Annotated in this window: 17 protein-coding genes; 12 read left to right on the plus strand and 5 right to left on the minus strand. The window is 65.5% G+C overall.

The features are described 5' to 3' along the window. The first annotated feature begins 47 nt into the window (after positions 1-47). Entirely contained in the window at positions 48-794 is a 747-nt protein-coding gene (locus OIE69_RS43635; protein WP_326581665.1) for a DUF5131 family protein, read from the plus strand. A 57-nt stretch (positions 795-851) separates the two neighbouring features. Here OIE69_RS43635 and tcmP read toward each other — a convergent pair whose 3' ends face one another. After that, positions 852-2,087, minus strand: a complete 1,236-nt coding sequence (gene tcmP, locus OIE69_RS43640; RefSeq protein WP_326581666.1) for a three-Cys-motif partner protein TcmP — start codon at positions 2,085-2,087, stop codon at positions 852-854. A gap of 202 nt (positions 2,088-2,289) precedes the next feature. Here tcmP and OIE69_RS43645 point away from each other — a divergent pair, with 202 nt between their 5' ends. Continuing rightward, positions 2,290-2,508, plus strand: a complete 219-nt coding sequence (locus OIE69_RS43645) for a hypothetical protein (protein ID WP_326581667.1) — start codon at positions 2,290-2,292, stop codon at positions 2,506-2,508. Next, complete coding sequence (locus OIE69_RS43650) at positions 2,508-2,894, plus strand: hypothetical protein (protein ID WP_326581668.1); 387 nt, start codon at positions 2,508-2,510, stop codon at positions 2,892-2,894. Before OIE69_RS43645 ends, OIE69_RS43650 begins: the two co-directional genes overlap by 1 nt. 284 nt (positions 2,895-3,178) lie before the next feature. On the opposite strand, the gene OIE69_RS43655 is transcribed toward OIE69_RS43650, so the two are convergent. Together OIE69_RS43655 and OIE69_RS43660 are read right to left on the minus strand one after the other, a co-directional pair. After that, entirely contained in the window at positions 3,179-4,084 is a 906-nt protein-coding gene (locus OIE69_RS43655; RefSeq protein WP_326581669.1) for a phosphotransferase family protein, read from the minus strand. Positions 4,085-4,117: 33 nt separating this feature from the next. Beyond that, positions 4,118-5,494 (minus strand): helix-turn-helix domain-containing protein, encoded by a 1,377-nt coding sequence (locus OIE69_RS43660; protein ID WP_326581670.1) that lies wholly within the window; start codon positions 5,492-5,494, stop codon positions 4,118-4,120. Between the two features lie 298 nt (positions 5,495-5,792). Here OIE69_RS43660 and OIE69_RS43665 point away from each other — a divergent pair, with 298 nt between their 5' ends. The 9 genes from OIE69_RS43665 (at position 5,793) to OIE69_RS43705 (ending at position 14,797) form a co-directional block, all read left to right on the plus strand. Next, entirely contained in the window at positions 5,793-6,299 is a 507-nt protein-coding gene (locus OIE69_RS43665; RefSeq protein ID WP_326581671.1) for an ATP-binding protein, read from the plus strand. A 2,138-nt stretch (positions 6,300-8,437) separates the two neighbouring features. Beyond that, the gene (locus tag OIE69_RS43670) at positions 8,438-9,670 is read left to right on the plus strand and encodes an ATP-binding protein (RefSeq protein ID WP_326581672.1); all 1,233 of its coding nucleotides are present in this window, start codon (positions 8,438-8,440) and stop codon (positions 9,668-9,670) included. A 35-nt stretch (positions 9,671-9,705) separates the two neighbouring features. Further along, on the plus strand, positions 9,706-10,152 hold the full coding sequence (locus OIE69_RS43675) for a roadblock/LC7 domain-containing protein (protein ID WP_326581673.1): 447 nt from the start codon (positions 9,706-9,708) through the stop codon (positions 10,150-10,152). 10 nt (positions 10,153-10,162) lie between these two features. Beyond that, complete coding sequence (locus OIE69_RS43680) at positions 10,163-10,528, plus strand: DUF742 domain-containing protein (protein WP_326581674.1); 366 nt, start codon at positions 10,163-10,165, stop codon at positions 10,526-10,528. Then, complete coding sequence (locus OIE69_RS43685; protein WP_392567710.1) at positions 10,503-11,120, plus strand: GTP-binding protein; 618 nt, start codon at positions 10,503-10,505, stop codon at positions 11,118-11,120. The genes OIE69_RS43680 and OIE69_RS43685 overlap by 26 nt, the downstream gene beginning before the upstream one ends. Next, the gene (locus OIE69_RS43690; RefSeq protein WP_326581675.1) at positions 11,117-11,653 is read left to right on the plus strand and encodes a GAF domain-containing protein; all 537 of its coding nucleotides are present in this window, start codon (positions 11,117-11,119) and stop codon (positions 11,651-11,653) included. Before OIE69_RS43685 ends, OIE69_RS43690 begins: the two co-directional genes overlap by 4 nt. A gap of 148 nt (positions 11,654-11,801) precedes the next feature. Further along, entirely contained in the window at positions 11,802-13,007 is a 1,206-nt protein-coding gene (locus tag OIE69_RS43695) for an acyl-CoA dehydrogenase family protein (protein ID WP_326581676.1), read from the plus strand. 168 nt (positions 13,008-13,175) lie between these two features. Beyond that, entirely contained in the window at positions 13,176-13,643 is a 468-nt protein-coding gene (locus OIE69_RS43700; protein ID WP_326581677.1) for a helix-turn-helix domain-containing protein, read from the plus strand. A 407-nt stretch (positions 13,644-14,050) separates the two neighbouring features. Beyond that, positions 14,051-14,797: a M15 family metallopeptidase gene (locus OIE69_RS43705; protein WP_326581678.1), complete on the plus strand. Its 747-nt coding sequence runs from the start codon at positions 14,051-14,053 to the stop codon at positions 14,795-14,797. A gap of 146 nt (positions 14,798-14,943) precedes the next feature. Here OIE69_RS43705 and OIE69_RS43710 read toward each other — a convergent pair whose 3' ends face one another. Together OIE69_RS43710 and dnaE are read right to left on the minus strand one after the other, a co-directional pair. Further along, the gene (locus OIE69_RS43710) at positions 14,944-15,306 is read right to left on the minus strand and encodes a DUF6300 family protein (RefSeq protein WP_326581679.1); all 363 of its coding nucleotides are present in this window, start codon (positions 15,304-15,306) and stop codon (positions 14,944-14,946) included. Further along, on the minus strand, positions 15,303-18,905 hold the full coding sequence (gene dnaE, locus OIE69_RS43715; protein ID WP_326581680.1) for a DNA polymerase III subunit alpha: 3,603 nt from the start codon (positions 18,903-18,905) through the stop codon (positions 15,303-15,305). Before dnaE ends, OIE69_RS43710 begins: the two co-directional genes overlap by 4 nt. Between the last annotated feature and the right edge of the window lie 153 nt (positions 18,906-19,058).

Here is a 19,058-nt window from a genome sequence, read left to right on the forward strand (position 1 = left end):
ACCGCGGGCGCGAGGATGGGCGACCGTGGCGTACGGAGGGGTGCCCGGTGAGTGACCGCAGCTCGATCGAGTGGACCGAGGCGACCTGGAATCCGACGACGGGATGTGACCGGGTGTCGGCCGGCTGCGACAACTGCTATGCCCTGACGTTGGCCAAGCGGCTGAAGGCGATGGGGGCGGCGAAGTACCAGAACGATGGCGACCCGCGCACATCCGGGCCGGGCTTCGACGTCACCCTCCACCCGGACGCCCTGGACATCCCCTACAGCTGGAAGAGTCCGCGGACCGTGTTCGTCAACTCTATGTCGGACCTCTTCCACGCCCGGGTTCCGCTGGACTTCGTGCAGCAGGTCTTCCAGGTCATGGCCGACACCCCACAGCACACCTACCAGGTGCTCACCAAGAGGGCACGACGGCTGCGACTGGTCGCCCCGAAGCTGGACTGGCCAGCCAATGTGTGGATGGGCGTATCTGTCGAATCCGAAGCGGAGCTGTCGCGCGTGGACGACCTGCGCCAAGTTCCCGCCGCCGTGCGATTCCTGTCCTGCGAACCGCTGCTGGGCCCGTTGGACGGCCTCGACCTGGAGGGCATCCACTGGGTCATCGCCGGCGGCGAGTCCGGCCCACGTCACCGCCCGCTGGAAGAAGCCTGGGTCACCGCGATCCGCGATGCCTGTCAAAGCGCCCACGTGGCCTTCTTCTTCAAGCAGTGGGGAGGGCGCACGCCGAAAGCCGGCGGCCGCCAACTGGCAGGCCGTACGTGGGACGAACTACCCCAGACGGTCGTGGCATAGCCAACACCGCCTGGGCGGTCACCGGTGTACACGACACCACCGGTGACCGTCACCGCCTCACGATCGTGTCTCAGGGTGCACGATCAGCTCACGGATCCGCCTCTCACCGACGCCCGTGGTCGGGGTCTTGCCCTGACGGTGCAGGTACTTCACTGCCCTGCGCACCACCGGGTCGGTGACCTGCCCGTAGTAGGTGCCGAAAAGCTCCAACGTGTGATCGACCAGCTTCACGGGGCGCCGGGCGTGCTGCAGCACCCTCTCCAGATTGGCCGCCATGGCCGGGACCGCGGCCGCCTCGAGCTCCCCAGGGTCCGGACGCCACACCTCGACTGTCGAGAACAACGTGTCGGGGTTCTGCTCGCCGTCACGCAGCTCCAGCGTCTTCCACCACTCGTCCCGCGCGCGGGCCAGGGCGTCACCGAACACCCACAGCCCATAGGGGCTGCGCGTGGCGAAGACAAGGTGATACACCGGCTTGAGGTGCGGTGCCTTTGCGACCGGAACCGACTGCACGGACATCCCGGTGCGCTCCTTCAAGCGCCGGGCGTACTCGGCCGCAACCGCCTCGGTCGCGTTGTGCTCGCTCGCGGTGGAATCGACGAAGTACTCCCGCCACCAGTCTCCGCCGCACACGGCGTCGAACCGCTCCAGGCTCTTCTCGTTGCCCTTCGGGGACCGCACGTGACCGCCCAGACGCCACACAGCCATCATGCTGAAGTTCATCAGCAGCTCCGTAGCCGGCCTGCGCTCTGGACGCCGGCGCGCCAGGACATCCACCAGGCGCTCCATAGGAAGACACAAACCGCATGGATCCAGGAACAAGAACAGCGGCACCCCGCGGGCCTGCCGTACCACGTCATCCAAGACTCCGTCGACCTCGCCGCGGTGCGCTTGCGCGTTGACCCCACGGGCCCGATAGCCGTTCACCACCTCCTGCAGCCGCTGGAACGACTTGGGCTGCTGCTCCACGAAGAAGCAGGACAGGTTCAGGCCCATGGCCCGGTGATGCTCGGCCACCTGAAGCGCGATCTCAGCCGACGCCGGCTCGCCGTTTTCGTAGCGGCCCTCACCCGCGTACCCGTCCAGGTACACCACGCGCCGATCGTGCGACTGCGTGCCGGTCATGCCGCCAAACGGCGGGATGTACCGGCGCAGCAGCTCGTGCTTGAACACGCTCGGCAGAGCCTTGCCCTGCCAGTAACTCCCACTCGTTCCCGTCGACACGATCCCCCCAATGCGATCGATCAACAACTCCCCAACACTGATGCTGAATGACCCGGCGATGCTCGGCAAGACCTGGCGGCTATCCCCGACGCACAACAGAAGGCGTCCCGCCGGGGTCTGCAAGAGCCGCACACAGCACGCAAGCTGCACCCCACGCGGAACAGCGCCAGACTGGCCCGGCGCCCATTCCGAAGGCAAACGAGGCGCTTCGTACAGGTGTGCTGTCCGTGGATCCATGGCCACCCTTTGGGCGGCTTGCTAGCATGGCGGGATGACTGACGAGTCAGGCACCACGCACCTTGTCTTTGAGGGCGACCAGTCGGCGACCGCGGGGTCGTCGTCGCAGGCCTTGCGCCCTGACGCTTTCGTGCCGCCGTCGGTGCGTGCAGACCAGCAGCCCACCCACAGGCGCTTCGTCGACGGCGTTGCGGAGAGCATGGGCGCCTTGCTGCACGAGTTCGAGGGGCGTTTCGCCGCAGGCATGCGCTGATGTATCTGAGCATCGATCCTCGCTGGGTCGCGGAGTCCTTGACCCAGTTCGAGCAGCAGTTCGGGCGTGAAACTTACATCGAGGACTGGGGCGCGCTGGCAGCGGCCGTGTTCCGCCACAGCTACGAACTCACGGCAGGTGAGCCGTTCTATGAGGAGGTCCCTACCCGGGCAGCCATCCTCCTGCAGATGTTCGTTGTGACCGCCCCGCTGAAGGACTACAACGCGCTGTTGGGCAGTGCGCTCGCCATTCGCTACATGCACGAGTCTGGGCAGCCGATCAAGCCGTCCGGGCAGGCGATGGCGGATCTGGCGGCTGGGTTCCGGGAGGGCCGGGTCTCGCTGCGTGCAGGCGCCGCACAGTTGCGTTCATGGGTAGTCAGCTAGCACTAGGCAGTTCCTAGGTGCCTGGCAATTCACTGTCCGCTATGCCACCATCCGGCGCGTGGCCGTCCCCTTGCACCAGTCCCCCCCGATCTGGTCGTGGCAGCACGACCGGACAGACCCTGCAGGCAGCACAAGGCACTGGGGACACAACCCGCCCCCGCTTCGCCCTCAACATCGACGTCTTCCTGGATACCCCGGCTGGGTGAGCCGTTCAATGGCCCTTAGCCACGACGCTCCTCGGGCTGGCCGGCAGGCCAAAAGCTGCGCTATCCAGGCGCCCCGTGTCAGAGGATGTTCCACTGGGCTTGCGAGTCCTGGCGATGTAGGCCCTCGACCCGACGCTGCACTTCTTGCAGACTGCTCGGGTTGTGGTGGACCTTCCGCGCGTTTGTGGTGATCATCCGTAGCTCGCGGATCGCCGTCAGCGTGCGGAACCCCGACCAGCGGGTCACGTCCCAACCGTATGCGTCTGCAAATGCTGCGTAGTGGGCTTGTCCGTGGCCGAAGCGCCTGCAGTGGACCTCGACGGTGACCAGGTCCCACTCCGGTTGGCCAATGGCTGCGGTGTCCCAGTCGCAGAGGACGGTTTCGCCCGCGCCAGCGTGTAGGGCGTTGCGGTGTTGTGGGTCGCCTTGGATCGCTCCCTGCGGTAGTGCAAATTCCACCTTGCTCAAGTCTGACTGGAGCCGATCGGCGAGTTCAGTGAGGAAGAGGATTTCCTGGTCGGGAAGACATGTGATGGCGGTTAGGGATCGGTGGATGGCTGCGATGTTGTCGTGTGCGGGGAGGTCTATGGGCGGAGTTGGCAGCGTGTGCAGAGCGTAGAGGGGCTTGGCCAACTGGGCGGCAGCGACGGGATGCTTGGGTTGGGGGAGGTACGTCCAGAAGGTGATCGCGTGTTGATCGACGACGACAGGCTGATCGACTGGGTGCAGGGGGGCAGTAGGGAAGCCAGCGTCGGTAAGCCAGCGGACAAATCTGACTGTGCGCGTGACGTGGTCGATAGGCGAGCCGTTCCGGGCGATCTTGACGACGACGCGCTCTGCTTCCAGGTGGACAACTGCGTTGGTGTGTCCGCGCAACAGGCGTGCGTCGGCGGTGTTGAGGCCGACGATCGAACAGCCTCGGTCTAGCACGCGGCGCATCTCAAACTCGTCAAACCCGCCGGGAGCCGGCGTCGTGTCTGTCATGGCACCCAGGCTCGCCGACTTTCCGCGCCGGTGTCACACCTGACCGGCAGGAAGCGCCAAGATGTCACGAAGCTCACGTACCGCGCGCCCGTCCCGTATGCCTGGGGGCAAGGTCTGGATCACCTCGTGAGCGCGTTGCTCCACGATGGGCGTGCGATGCGCTGGGGTGATCCGCAGGATCGCGGTCCCGGCGAGCTGACAGGCCTCGGTTGCGCTGCGCTCTCGCGCCAGGCAGATGGCCGTTTCCAGGCTGAGGAGGGCTGGGTCGATGCCAGTTCTGGCTGGGTAGAGGCGCAGTGCCGCGTCTTGCGTTCGCCGAGCTCGACTTGTGTGGCCCAGGGAGGTGAGTGTTCCGCTTTCGTAGAGCAAGAAGCGTCGCTCGGGGAAGCCGAATGCGTCGTTGTCGGCCGGGCCGCCAGCTCCGCTTTGTTCGAATGCTGCAGCTGCGTGGCGCAGTGCTACGTTCGCCCCGACAGCGTCGCCCATTTTCGCCAGGGCCCGGGCTTCGGCCGCGGCAGCGAACGCCGCGGTGGCAGAGGGTCTGCCTCTGCAGATGATTCGGGCCTCACGGGCCAGGTTCACGGCGGCCTCGAGGGGGCCGTAGTAGAAGGGAAGCATGGCGGCCTGTGCCCTGACCCGTGCTCGCAGCTCTGCGTTGCCGCTGTCGTCTGCGGCATTGCGGGCCGTCGCGTACCAGGACTGCGATCTGGACAGTTGTCCGAGCTTCATGAGGGCATCGGCGACCAAGGTGGCGAGCATGGCCAGCAACTCCGAGAGTCGGACCTGTACTGCTGCTGGCTGCCGGTGGGCGGAGAGCTCGTCGACCTCTGCCAGGTGTCGGAGCAAGATTTCGATCATGGGTGCCGGCGGAGTGTAGACGTACTGCTCGCGGGCCCAGAGCACCTGCTCATCCAGCAAGTCGAGTTGAGTTGCGCTGACGGTCCCGGCTGTGAGGGTGCGGTCCACGGACCACCTGGCTGCGTCAACCTGCTGTGCAAGGGTGTCGGAGTCAGCTCGCGCTTTCCAGGGTGAGCACGGAATCAGGTCCTTTGTGGCGGCCACGTTTGTGGGCGACATGGCGCTGCGTACGAACCCTATGTCCGCCGCAGTGCAGTCGTAGAACACGCAGAGCAGATCAATGGTGTTCTTGCGCGGTCGGCGGCCTGACTCCCAGTGTCCCAGTTGATCGCCATCGGTCCGTGGAGCGTCGACGCGGCCTTCCCCGAGGCGGTTGAGACCTTCGGCGGCCTGCTTCAAGGTGAGGCCGCGTGCGAGGCGCTGTGCGCGAAGTTCAGACACCCCGCAATGCACATGGATGATTCGAGCGATTTGCTGGTTGGAAGCTCCCCGTCGGCTGGATGCCTGCCGGAGCTGCTTGGCGCAGGATGGTGGGTGCGCCGCCTGCGGCATCAGCCCTCCCTCGCTCGATGGTCCTGTTGGCAAAAAGCGTAGTGACGGGTCGTCATAGGCGCTGCCAAACAGTGAGTGTTTTCCCGCCCCGGCCAGGAATCAGTGACTTCTTTCCTGCGAAGCAACTGATCAGTGACTAGCGCTGCTTGCCTGCTTGGTCCTCATGGGAGCACCTTTCTGGTCTCGCAACGCAGAGCTTCTCCTCGGACGACCTCATCTTCAGTCAGCGACGCCGTCGTCCCTCGCATACGACCGGGGGCCTGCCCCCTGTCAGGCCACAACCCAGGAGGTGGACAGCATGACGGCGCCGACCAGCAGAGAGTTCCTGACAGCGCTGGCATCCGGGAAGGGGGTCGATCGTGTCTCGGTTCACCTGGCAAGCACGGCGAGTTCCGTCGGCGAGGCCCGCCGGTTCGTCGAGAAGCAACTCGTCTCTTGGGGGTTTCCACCGGGCGAGGACTTAGTCCAGCGGGTCGTGCTCACGGTCAGCGAGCTGGCGACCAATGCAGTGCTCCACGGTAGGGCAAACCCGTCGGCCGAGGATGAACTGATCGAAGTGGCCCTCGTGCTCAAGCCGGACTTCGCGCTGGGTGTCGCGGTCACCGATGACTCCAATGCAGTGCCCCTGACCCCAGCCAGCCCTTCCGTGACCGCAACACACGGGCGTGGGCTGGTCCTCGTCAGTGCCCTCGCGGACAGCTGGATGACCGCACCTCGCCGGCGCCACGAAGTCTCCCGAGGAAAGGACGTATGGGCGTTCTTCCGGTGTCGCGAGACCAGCGTCGCGCTGTCGCGGACAGCGTGAGCACGGTTAGCGACCTCCCCCTCTAGAAGCAGCCCATCGTCCTGGACCTCAGCGGCCGAAAGCGAGCCCATGATCACACCGCCTCGGAGTTCTCCTCTGTTGTTGCCGATAATCCCTCCGCTGCGTGCGCTCGAGTTTCCCGGACCACGCCCCATGACGGGCCCGTCGCGCGGCTCTGCAATGACTCGTGTACGGAGTCATCGTCAGCCAACGGCCATGTCGTCCTCGGAACCCGGAGCGATGTCATGACGCCGACGACGCTCCGCAGCAATGGGCTGCGTGTCCCCTATGTGGTTGCGTGGACAGCCGAGACACCGCAGGTGGCACCGGTGACAATTCGTCCGGGTCGCAACGGAGCGCGTCTTGGTTACGTGCACGAGGATCCCGTGGCCGACCTGTGCAACGAGGTGCTGTGGGTCCGGCAGCCGATCGCGCCGGGCCGCGGGCGGCCCCACTTCGCCGGCATCCATTCGCGGCGCCAGCGCCGATGCCTGCAGTACATGCTGTGCCAGGTCTGTGGCGTGAGTACCTTCGCGAGGGCAGACGGCCGGCATCTGTTTCTGTTGCGATCGCATGGCGAGCAGCCGATCGCGGAGGGCGAGAGGACCACTGCCGGACCGGTGTGTGTGCCGTGTGCTGTGCAGTCCGTGACTTACTGCCCCCACCTGCGAGGCTCCTACGCGGCGGCGCTCGTCAGCTACTGCCCAACGTGGGGCGTAGCGGGTGTGGTCTACGACCCCGACACCCTGCAGCCGCTCCTCCCTGCGGGGCCTGACGAGGGCCTGGAACTCGTGGGTCATGACGACCCGCGGATCTCGTGGACGTTGGCCGCGCGATACGTCGTGAGCTTGCATGAGTGTGAAGCAGTCGACCTTGCGGAACTCGCTGCAGCCGAACCCGACACGCTTCACCGTCCGAGCGGCGGCTCGACGCCAGGCGTGGCACTCATGAGGGACATCCACCCGGTGCATCGTGACGGGCCGCCCGCTCTGCTGCCCCGAGGGCGAGCCGGGACGCCCTCTCCCTAGACCGCTGCCCGCCCCACCGGGCAGCTAGGACGCATCGCCGACAGCGTCCGACTCGTCACGGCTCCGTTACCCCCTGACGGATCCGGGACGTGGCAAGACCCCGTGCCGACGGCGCGCCCCCATCTTGTGCGTCGTCGGCACGGGGACACCCCCCACCGCAGTCCCGCCCAGGAGATGCCAGTCGTGAACGCGAAACAGGTGAGGGTTCTTCGCATCGTGGTGTTCGCGCTCGCGCTCGTGATGATCTTCCTGGCCACGTGGCTGCCGCACCACTGAGAGAACCTCCTCCCTACCCACCATGGACGACCGTGTTCGTCCCGACCGGAGTTTCGATGACATCCCCTTCCAGCACGATCCAGCCCTGGCAACTCGCGCTGTCCGAGCTGCCACGTCCGGCAGGGCTGCCCCCACAGCACGACATCGTGGCCACGGCGATGGGCGTCGGCCTGCCCGCCGTTGAGGCCTTACGTGTCCAGCCGGCGACGATAGGACCAATCCTGTGCTGCCCGCTGCACAGGTTCTTGCTGATCCCCGTACCTGCGGGGACCGCCGAGGTGTGGCAAGCGCCGCACTCGCGGTGCTTGCCGGGGTGGCGCTGGGACTGCGCCGAACTCCTGGGGTCCGGCCCGGCCCGTTGCGGCAGCCGCTTCTGGCTCTTCGACGACCTCCCGGCACAGGCTGCGGTCACCAACGCCGGCGACCTACACGACAGCCTGAGTCGGACCCGCTCGCGCCTGCGTACGCACATCCCCAGGTGTTCCGGTCACACGGTTCGCGAGGTGTCCGGTGTCTGATCACACCCTTCGCCCGAGCGCGGCGTCTGGTCGACGCCGCCGAGCACACAGCGCGGGGTCCCCGGGTATCGCTGCAGTGCCAGGAGTCGCGGTCGCTGCTTTGACGAGCGCCGCGGTGGGTGGCGGATGGCTGGCGGACAGCCTCAGCATCGCCCCAACGCCCGTAGCAGCGGGCGCCTCGGGCTCACTGGTCCTGGCCGTAGGCGTCTGGGCGGGCGCACGCCGCCTCAATGCCCGGAGGCGGACTGCCGCCCAGATAGGCCAGCTCACCCACGAGAGAGACCGGCTGCAGCAGGCCTTGCAGGACGTCTCTGACATGGTCGCCGTGGGCAGGAAGCAGGTCGCCTGGGCGGTAGAGCAGGCCTCCCAGGGACAGTTCGCCAGCGGCGAGCCCGCGACTGCGCCGATGGGCGCGGGGGACCCGTGCACGGACGTCATGGCACATCTGCAGTTCACCCTCGCCGAGGGTTGGCAGGCGGTGTTGCGGGCTGCCGAGCAACAGCACCAGGTGCTGGCAGCCGAAGCAGAACTGGCCGATCTTGCACGCTCCATCACCCCCCGCATGCAGAGCCTGGTCAACCGCGGCATTGCTCTGATCGAGCGGGTCGAGCGCAGTGTGGAGGACCCGGACCTTCTTCACGAGCTGTTCCAGGTCGATCATCTGCTCACGCAGATGCGACGGGCAGGGGAAAGCCTCGCGGTCCTGGGCGGCAGTACTCCCCCTCAGCACGCGCAGCCGCTCCTGGTCGCCACCGCGCTGCGGCGGGCGGTGGCCGAGATCGAGCACTACCCCCGCGTCCGCATCGCGCAGCAGCATCAGCCAAGCCGGCCGTTCGCCCTGCCGGGCTACGTGAGCCCGAGCGTGGTGCACCTGCTGGCCGAGATCATGGACAACGCGGCACGCTATTCCACCGACAAGGTGGAGGTGTACACCACCGAGGTACGCGGCGGGTTGCTCATCGAGGTCCTGGACCGCGGCGGCGGCATACCAGATCAGAAACGCAGCGCGCTCAATGACCTCTTGGCCAGACCGGAAGCAGTGGACCGGCGCGCCAGGGTCAAGGAGGGGCAGATCGGGCTGCTCGTCGCTGCTCTGCTGGCCAGGCAGTACCGCATCAATGTCCAACTGCGGCCCAGCCTTTGGGGCGGCGTCCAAGCAATCGTTGCCATACCCGAAGCCCTGCTGCTGCAGCATGAGGCCAGGCCGGTAGAAGCCACCGCAGAGCTGCGCCTTCCGGCCTCGGCGGCTCCTCAGCCGTCATTGCTGGGCGTCTCCCCTCCCGGGCAGGCTGCGGCAGGACCTCCTCGCCGGCATAGTGCCTCGTCTTCGCGTATCGCCTCGGAGCCCCCTTCCGCCCCTGAGACCCCAGAAGCGACGGGGCGCGACGGGCGCCGACCGCCGCTGGTCCGGCGTAGCTCTGTCCCGCAGGAGCGGGTGCCCCTGCGTCCGGCACCTGCGCCTGAGGGGACCGCGGGCGCTCCCGCACACGACTTCATGGCGCGGTTCGCTGCGCGCGAGACCCCCGGCCCGACGCCGAGCGACCACTGACTCTCCATCCCCCACGACCTGGCAGGAGACTTTCGATGGACACCACCCTGAGGGGTTCAGCTCGCAATGAGGCGGGCGGGCTTCTGACTGACCTGATGAACCGGGTGCCGGGAACGCAGCGTGTGCTGCTGGCCACCGGTGATGGCCTGAAGATCGCGTGGACCGACCAGGATGCCTCGGAGGCGGACAAACTGGCTGCGCTAATGACGGGTCTCCACTCGCTGGCGCGGGGCGCCTTCGAAACCACTCCGGGAGGGGTGCGACAGGTCGCGGTGGAGCATGACGCCGGGGGTCTGTTCGTGATGAGCGCGGAAGGCGACGCCGCGAACCCCCGCCTGGTCGGGACTCTGCTGGGCGTCGTGACCACCCGGGAGGCATCCCCAGGGCAGGTGGGTTTCGAGATGGCGAGGGTCATCAAGGGCCTAGGGACGCAGCTGGCGGTTCAGGCCCGAGACAGCCAGCCGGCAGAGCAGGGGCAGTGACGTGCCGGCGGTGCCCAGCGACGCTTGGGCCGGCAGCCGCTTAGGCGATGTCCGCCCCTACGCCGTCACCGGGGGCCGCACCCAGTCGCGGTATGACCTCAGCCTGACCTCCTTGCTTTGCAGCAGGCCGGCTGCTGTGGGCGCGGCGCTTGCACCGGAGTGTGAGGCCCTGCTGCTCCACTGCAGTGGCCACCCGCGCTCGGTCGCCGAGCTTGCTGCTCGATCAGGCCATCCGGTGCAGGTGACCAAGATCCTCATTGGCGATCTTCTCGACGCCCGTGCTGTGACCCTCAACGCCCCTATGCCCCGCAACAACCCGGGCACCGACCCGCAGCTCCTGGAGGCCGTCCTTGCCGGACTCAAGTCCCTCGTCTGACCGTCTGCTGGGGCCTGACGAGTTGAAGATCGTGATCGCCGGGGGCTTCGGCGTTGGAAAGACCACCTTTGTCGGGGCTCTCAGCGAGATCCCCCCGCTCGTCACGGAAGAGGTCTTGACCGACGTCAGCCAGGGCACCGACAGCCTTCAGGGCATCAGCGACAAGACGACCACCACGGTGGCCATGGACTTCGGAAGGATCACCTTTACCCACCCCCAGTCGATGATCTTGTTCCTGTTCGGGACCCCAGGCCAGCAGCGCTTCTGGTTCATGTGGGACGACCTGTGCCTCGGTGCCATCGGCGCCGTGGTCCTGGTCGACACCCGCCACGTGGAGAAATCCTTTGCGGCCATCGGCTACTTCGAGGAGCGCAGCATCCCCTTCGTCGTCGCCGTCAACCAGTTCGCCGACGGCGACCGGTACGGCGCCGACGAGGTCCGCGACGCACTGGAAATCGCCGCGACCGTGCCCGTCCTCATGTGCGATGCCCGCAACCGGCACTCGGTCCTCAACGTGGTCATCGCCCTGGTCACACATGCCCTCACTGCTGCCACTCCCCGTTCCCTCACCCGCCACGGAGCACACGCATGAGCCACACCGAGCACCAGCACGCCAGCACAGAACAGCGCCGTACCGAAGTGCAGCGGGAACTCGGCCTCACCGGAGACGCCGATCCCGAACTCGACGCATTCGCTGCGCGGCTCGCCCAAGAGGCGGGCGTGCCCTTCGCCATGGTCAACGTCTTCACGCCGGACCGGCAGCAGTTCGTCGGCCTGCACGCACCCGACGGCCCCGATGCCGCACCGGTGGGCCGCACGATGCCCCTCCACCACGGCTTCTGCCGTGCCGTGGTCGACCGGGCGCGGCCGCTGGTCCTGCCGGACGTTTTCGCCGCCCCGCGGTTCGCCGGCGACCCCGTGGTCGACTTGCTCGGAATCCGCACGTACGCCGGTGCCCCCCTGATCCACGACGGCGTCGTGCTGGGGACTGTGTGCGCGGTCGGCCCCGACGAGAAGCCGCAGGAAACGGGCCAGGACTCGTTGGCCCTGGTCAACCGGATCCGCGACGAGGTCATGGCCCACCTCTACCAGCGGGCCGGACACCAGCAGCCGCACACCCCCTAGCCCTGTCTCCAGCTATTTCATCCGTCACCGCGCTGCTGTCGCCGAGGCCACGTCACGGCGCCGGCGACAGCAACGGCCTATCCATCCGGCGCCCACGTGCTGTCGAACGCCACGACCCATGCCCCTGAACAGTGAAGGGAGCCCCACGATGTCCGACTGGTACCTGACCCCGGAACACCAGCGACTGCGCCGCGAAGTCCGAGCCTTCGGCGAGACCGAGATCGCACCCCGCATTGCCGCCATGGAACGCTCCGGGGCGGTCGAGCACGACCTGGCTCACGCCATCGCACGTCAGGGCTGGATCGGCGCCACCATCGACACCAGCTACGGCGGTATGGGCGCCGGCCACCTCGCCAAGACGATCATCATCGAAGAGCTCTCCCGCATCAGCGCCGCAATGGGCGCCATGGTCCAGGCCTCCCAGCTCGGCGTAGCCAAGGTCAATCACTTCGGCACCCAGCAGCAGAAACGATTTTGGCTGCCGCGGTTCGCCGACGGCTCCTGCCTGCCCACCATCGCGGTCACCGAACCCGTCTCCGGGAGCCATGTTCTGGGCATGGAAACGACCGCAGTCCGCGACGGCGACGCTTACGTCCTCAGCGGCCGTAAGACCTTCGTCGGAAACTCCCACATCGGCCACGTGCACGGGGTCGTCGCCCGCACTGGGCCCGGATCACGTGGACTGAGCGCGTTCCTCGTTGAAGCCGACAGGCCCGGGCTGACGCTGCTCCCCCACCGGGGCACGCTGGGGCTGCGCGGCTTCAGCTTCGGGGAACTCGTCTTCGAGCAGTGCCGCATCCCTGCGGGGAACCGTCTGGGAGACGAAGGCGACGGCCGGGACGTCGCCTACTCCTCCAGCGTCCTGTACGGCCGCCCGAACCTGACGGCCGTCTCCCTCGGCATCCACCAGGCCATCCTCGACGAGGTCGTCCGCTTCTCCTCCGACCGTGTTCGCTACGGCAAGGCCCTGCATCACCTGACCAACATCAAACTGAAGATCGGCCAGATCAACTCGCGTCTGATGACCGCACGTCTCGCGGCGTACCACGCTGCGCACCTCCTGGATACCGGTGTGGCCTGCGACAGCGACCTTATGAACGCCAAGCTCATCAACGCCGAGTCCGCGATGGATTCCGCGCGCGCAGCCATGGAGATCGAGGCAGCTGCCGGACTGACGACCGACAGGCCGTTGGAGCGGTACCTCCGAGACGCGCACCACATCTACGCTCCCGCTGGCACATCCGACATACAGCTTCTCAGGCTGGCCGAGGCTGCCCTGGGCCTGGACAAAGGCCAGTGGTCCAGGCGCTGGCCGCACCCCTACCTCCCGCTCACTACGAACCCCCGCTTCTGAGGTGACACGCCCCATGGCACGTGCGCCCACGGCTCCCTCGCGGCCCCGCTCCCCGCAAGGCCAAGGCATTCCGGCCCGCGACGGATGTCAGCAGGTACTGCTACAGCTCCACTCCCGCCTTCTGACGTTTCGTAGTCCCGCAAACCCTCAGCCCACGGATGGGTAAGCATGCTCGACGACCTCCATCGTCTCCGGCCAGCCGAGATACGCGTGGCCCAGCAGCTCGTGCGCGGCCTGACAAACCTGGAGATCGCGGCAGAGCTCGGCACCAGCCTGGCGACGGTCAACGGACACCTCGGCACGATCGGGCGCCGGTTCCGCGTGAGCTCGCGCCCGGCGCGGGCTCACGCCGTGTTGGCCAGCGGACAGGTCAGCCCACCGGCCGCCACGGTCACGTCAGCTGTGTTCACCGAGGCAGACAGAAGACTCCTGAGCGCGCTCGCCATCTACGACGACACGTACGCCATCGCCCATGCAGCCGGCATTGCTCCCGCATCCATCAGGAGGTGCATCCGGGACCTCGTCACCAAGGCCGGCGCGAACAACGACACCCACCTCATTGGCTTGGCCCACACATGGGGCATGCTCCTGCGCGCCGAAGGCGGCGGCCCGGTCGTATCGGGGGGCAGGCGGTGAGCCCGCCTGCCGTCGCTCAGCGGGGGCAAGGACATCTGAGCGGCTGTTCCGTCGACGCGGATCGGAGCCGGCAGGGTCCGGGAGCGCCATGCCGTTCCGGTTGCCGATGTGGCCGTCGAGGTGTCGAGCAGGCGTCCAAGCCGCCTCGGTCAGTCCCGGGCGATTGCCCGCAGCCGCGACGGCGGGATCAGGTCGAGTACGCCGAGCGCGCGACCGGCGGCCTGATTCGGGGAGTCGCGGGATTCGTCCAGCGCAACGACGAGGGTGGCCGCCGCCCGCCCCGGAGTCTCAGCGAATGCGGCATCGATGGAATCGCGGGCAACTTCGGCATCTGGCCCCCACGGTCAGCGTGGGCATCACCATGAGCGCCCGCGGCTACCAGAAGCCGTTCAGTCGTGAGGAGCGCCGTGACGACAAATGAGATCAGAGGAAACACCCGACCGTCCGGCCTCGTCATTCAGAGCGGCGACGTGCCCGAGACCGCTGGGGACGTCGTTACGATGTCTGATCCGCGAGTCGCGGCCGTGCGGGTCGCCGATTGCGGAGAACCGCTAGTGTCCCTGCGCGACGACGACCGGTTCCTGATTGATGAGCGCAAGGCCAATGTCAACCAGGCATTCGCGATGATTCGCTCAGGCTTGGTGGACCGATTGTGGATGGCTGAGGAGTACCTGCGCGAGCGCGGCCACAGGTTGCGGGTCTTCGAGTGTTACCGTCCCCAGGCGCAGCAGAACCAGTATTTCCAGGAGGAGATGTCGAGGCTGGCCACCGAACACTCGGACTTGACCACGGCACGGCTCGTAGACCTGGCGGGCCGGTACGTGGCCCCGGCGTGGATCGCCCCTCACAGTTGCGGAGGTGCGGTCGACGTCACCCTAGCGGCCCTAGACGGAACCGAGTTGAATGTCGACTGCCGAATCAACACTACTCCCAGGGAACCCAGCGATATGTCATTCCTGGATACGCAGGGCGTTCTCGAGCATGCGCGCTCAAGTAGAACACTGCTGCTTTCCGCGATGACTCACGGCGGTTGGGTGCCCCATCGGTACAAGAGCTGGCATTTCGAGATCGGCACAAGGTTCGCGGCACTGATGACCGGCCTGGATGAAGCCGTATACGGGGTGATCCCCGATCCACATGCAGACGTCCTCTGAATCTCCGACGTGCGTCAGAGACGTCTCATGCCGAGCTACGGCCCCGCCGTCCCGGGCTGACAGGGGCTCGCCCGTCCGGGATAGGGCCTCCTTTACTCACGGTTGTCAACTCTGCACCAACGACTGCAGGCTCCTCACGGGGACGATCACAATGCGCCTCGTTGCCACTGGTCGTGCTCCGCCGCGAGAAGCTCCTCGTCAACACTCCCTAGGCGCAGCGACTCGACCCACGCCACGACGAGTCCGCCGAAAGTATCAACGTTCTCGAGACTCATCTTTTCGTCTACCGCGAAGAGTGCAATCAGCTCGGCAGCGGCCGAATTTTGGCGAGAGCACTGGGGACATAAGAGGGTCTCACGAATACCTGGAACATCGTCACCGATGTGGTTTTTCCATGAGTGCTTGTAACGGACGAGCAGCAGTCCAGGAGTACCGCATGCCAAACAATCTGACACATCGACAACCTTGATGACTAACTCGTCATCACTGAGCAGGGCAGGGTCGGTCATGCCACACCTTGCCAAGTATCGGGTCCGAACGTTCCCTTGATGTCGGATGCCAGCGAGGAAGCATCGACTTGTGCTGCCAAGGCGTACACCACCGTCTTCCGCGGTCCACGCACCGTCAAGTGGACGGGGCTGTCGCCAGGGTGCGCATGCAGGATGCGCTTCAGGTCCGCGACGGTCTGGTCGGAGACACGATGAAGGGGTAGTGCTAGCCGTACGGGGGGTTTGCCGCCGTGTTCGGCGCTAGATACGTCCAAGACTGAGAGCTCCCTACCGAAGATGTTCAGAGTGCCGTCACGATCCTCGATCTTTCCCTTGACTGAAATGACGTTGTCCTCAGTCAGAGCGTGAGCTACGAGTTGGTAGGCGGCGGGGAAGAAGAGCACTTCGATGGACCCATCGCGGTCTGCGAGGTTGACGATGGCCCAGTTGTTGCCTTGCTTGGTCATTTTCCGCTGAACGCCCGTGATCAGGCCGGCGAGCTGAACGTCACCTTGAGTCCGTCCGGACGCCAAAAGTTCGGCAATCGTAGTGTCTCTCGCGGCAGAGAGGATGTGCTCGGCACCATCCAGAGGGTGCGCCGACACGTACAGACCAAGCATCTCCCGCTCGGTAGCCAGGAGTTGCCGCCGCGACCATTCCTGCTCGTCTACAGGGAAGTCGAGACCGAACCCTGCACCAGAGTCTTCGGCCTCAGTGCCCCCCATCCCGGCAAACAGATCGTCCTGCCCATAGGAGGCCGCCTTCTTGACGGGCACGACGGCGTCGATTGCGTCCTCGTGGATCGCGCACAGGCCGCGACGTGAGTGGCCGAGAGAGTCGAAGGCGCCGGCCTTGATCAGCGACTCGATAGCCCGCTTGTTCAGGGCTGGGAGTTCACACTTGTCGAGCATGTCCGCGAACGAGGTGAACTTGCCCTTGGAACGTCGGGCAGAAACGATGGCCTCGATCACCGCATCACCAACGTTGCGAACGGCCCGCATGCCGAATCGCACGTCATCGCCGATGGCGGTGAACTCGGCAGTGGATTCGTTGGCGTCTGGCTGTAGAACGCGGACGCCGTTCGCTCGCGCATCGGCCAAGTAGACAGCTGCCTTGTCCTTGTCGTCTCCGACTGACGTCAGCAGTGCGGCCATGTACTCGGCGGGGTAGTTCGCTTTGAGGTATGCCGTCCAGTAGGAGACCAGGCCGTAGCCTGCGGTGTGGGACTTGTTGAATGCGTAGCCAGAGAACGGCAGCATGACGTCCCAGATGGCTTTGATCGCCTCGTCCGAGTAGCCATTGCTTCGCATGCCACCCGCGAACTTGTCCCATTCGGCGGCCAGGACCTCGGGCTTCTTCTTACCCATGGCCCGTCGCAGCATGTCAGCGCCGCCCAGGGTGTATCCGGCAAGCTGTCGGGCGATGGCCATGATCTGCTCTTGGTAGACCAGCAGGTGGTGGGTGGAACCCAGGATGGGGTCGAGGGCTTCCTTCAGGTCCGGGTGGATCGGGTCAGGTTCCTGCTTACCGCTCTGCCGCAGTGCGTAGTTGGTGTGGGCGTTGGCGGCCATCGGGCCAGGTCGGTAGAGCGCGAGCGCTACGGCGATGTCTTCGAATCGTGTGGGCTGCATCAGCTTCAGCAGGGTGCGCATGCCTCCGCCGTCGAGCTGGAACACCCCGAACGTGTTGCCGTCGGAGAGAAGCTGGTAGGTCTTGGTGTCGTCCAAAGGGATGACGACTGTCTCTGTGTCGCCGTCCATCGGATCTACTGTGGCCAGCTTGGTCCCACGGTTTTCCCGGATGTTCTTGATCGCCTGATCGATGACACCGAGGTTCCGCAGCCCCAGGAAGTCCATCTTGACCAGCCCCATGTTTTCGCAACTGGGGTAGTCAAATCCCGTGATCTTCACGCCATCCGAGGCGCGCATGTGCAGAGGAATACGGTCCGTCAGGCGAGTCTTGGACAGGATCACCGCGGCGGCGTGCACACCAGTGCCGCGCATCAGGCCTTCGACACCCTTCGCGGTGTCCATGACCTTCTTCACATCCGGTTCGTTGTCGTACAGCGCCCGGATCTCGCCGGCCTCTCCATACCGGGGGTGCTCTGAGTTCCAGATGCCCGACAGGGTGATGGTCTTGCCCTGCTGGTCGGGCGGTAGAGCCTTCACGATCCGCTCACCGTGAGAGAACGGGTAACCGAGGATGCGCGAGGAATCCTTGATCGCGTTCTTCGCCTTGATCCGGCCGAAGGTGTTGACCATGGCGGTGTACTCGTCACCGTACTTCTCGGTGACGTACCGGACCATCCGGTCGCGCTGGCGGTCGTCGAAGTCGAGGTCGACGTCCGGCGGGTTGATGCGCTCCGGGTTGAGGAACCGCTCGAACAGGAGACCGTGCTCAAGAGGACACAGTTCGGTGATTCGAGTGGCATAGGCGACGATGGAGCCGGTGGCCGAGCCACGGCCCGGACCGACCGGAATTCCGTTGTCGCGCGCGTACCGGCAGATGTCCGCGACGACAAGGAAGTAAGAAGAGAAGCCCATCGGACCGATGATTTTCATCTCGGTCTCGAATCGATCCATCACGTGCTCGGGGATAGGGTCCCCGTAGCGCATGGAGAGCCCCTTGAGGACGTCCCTGCGCAGGTGTTCCTCCTGCGTCGTCCCTTCAGGGACATCCGGGAACTGCGGCATCTCATCGACGTTGTCGAATACGTCGTCATATGAGCCGATGCGCTCGGCGATCAGCAATGTGTTATCGCAGGCTTCCGGCAGTTCCGAGAACAGTTCTCGCATCTCGGCCGCGGTCTTGAGGTAGTAGCCGGTTCCTTGGAATTTGAATCGGTTGGGGTCGTCCTTGTTCTTGCCTACCCCGATGCACAACAGGTTGTCGTGCGCCTCAGCGTCGGTTGGATGGACGTAGTGCGCGTCATTGGTCGCCAGCAAGGGAATGTTCAGTTCTTTTGCAAGGCGAAGCAGTCCGTCTCGCACCTCGCGTTCGATGGGCAGGCCGTGATCCATCAACTCGAGGAAGTAGTTGTCTTTACCGAAGATCTCCTGGTATGCACCGGCAGTCTCGCGCGCTTCCTCGTATTGCCCCAGACGCAGACGGGTCTGGATGGCGCCCGAGGGGCAGCCGGTGGTGGCGATGATCCCCTGGGAGTGCTCGCTGATCAGTTCCATGTCCATACGCGGCTTACCGGACGGGAACTGGCCCGTGTAGGAGGCCTGCGTGGAGAGATAGAAAAGGTTTCGGAGGCCTTGGACGTCTTCTGCCCACATCGTCATGTGAGTGAATCGACCACCGCCTGAGACGTCCTTTGAACCCTCGCCATCATCACTCATCGCACGCCGACCACCAGGTCCCCAGAATTCCTGCTTTTTATGCCTGCGAGACGAAGGGGCAACGTATGCCTCAATGCCAATAATCGGCTTTACGTCACCAAACCCTTTAGCTACCGACTGAAATTCGTAAGCACCGAACATGTTGCCGTGATCGCTCATGGCGATGGCCGGCATCCCCTGGCGCGCCACCTCCTCGAACATGGGCTTCATTCGCTGCGCTCCGTCGAGCATTGAATACTCGGTGTGATTATGCAGGTGAACGAAGCTGTTACTCACGGTGCAGTGGCTCCCTTGCGCATTGGCTGGCCCGAGCAAGGGTCCTAAGCCTAGCGGGATTTGGCGATCCATCAGAGCGTGACGCACGCATCCACGCGACCAGAAGGCGCGACATCCGTGGATGTGGTGATCGCGCAAATCGGCCAGGGCTCC

Source organism: Actinacidiphila glaucinigra, from assembly GCF_035918135.1.
GTDB classification, from domain to species: Bacteria; Actinomycetota; Actinomycetes; order Streptomycetales; family Streptomycetaceae; genus Actinacidiphila; species Actinacidiphila glaucinigra.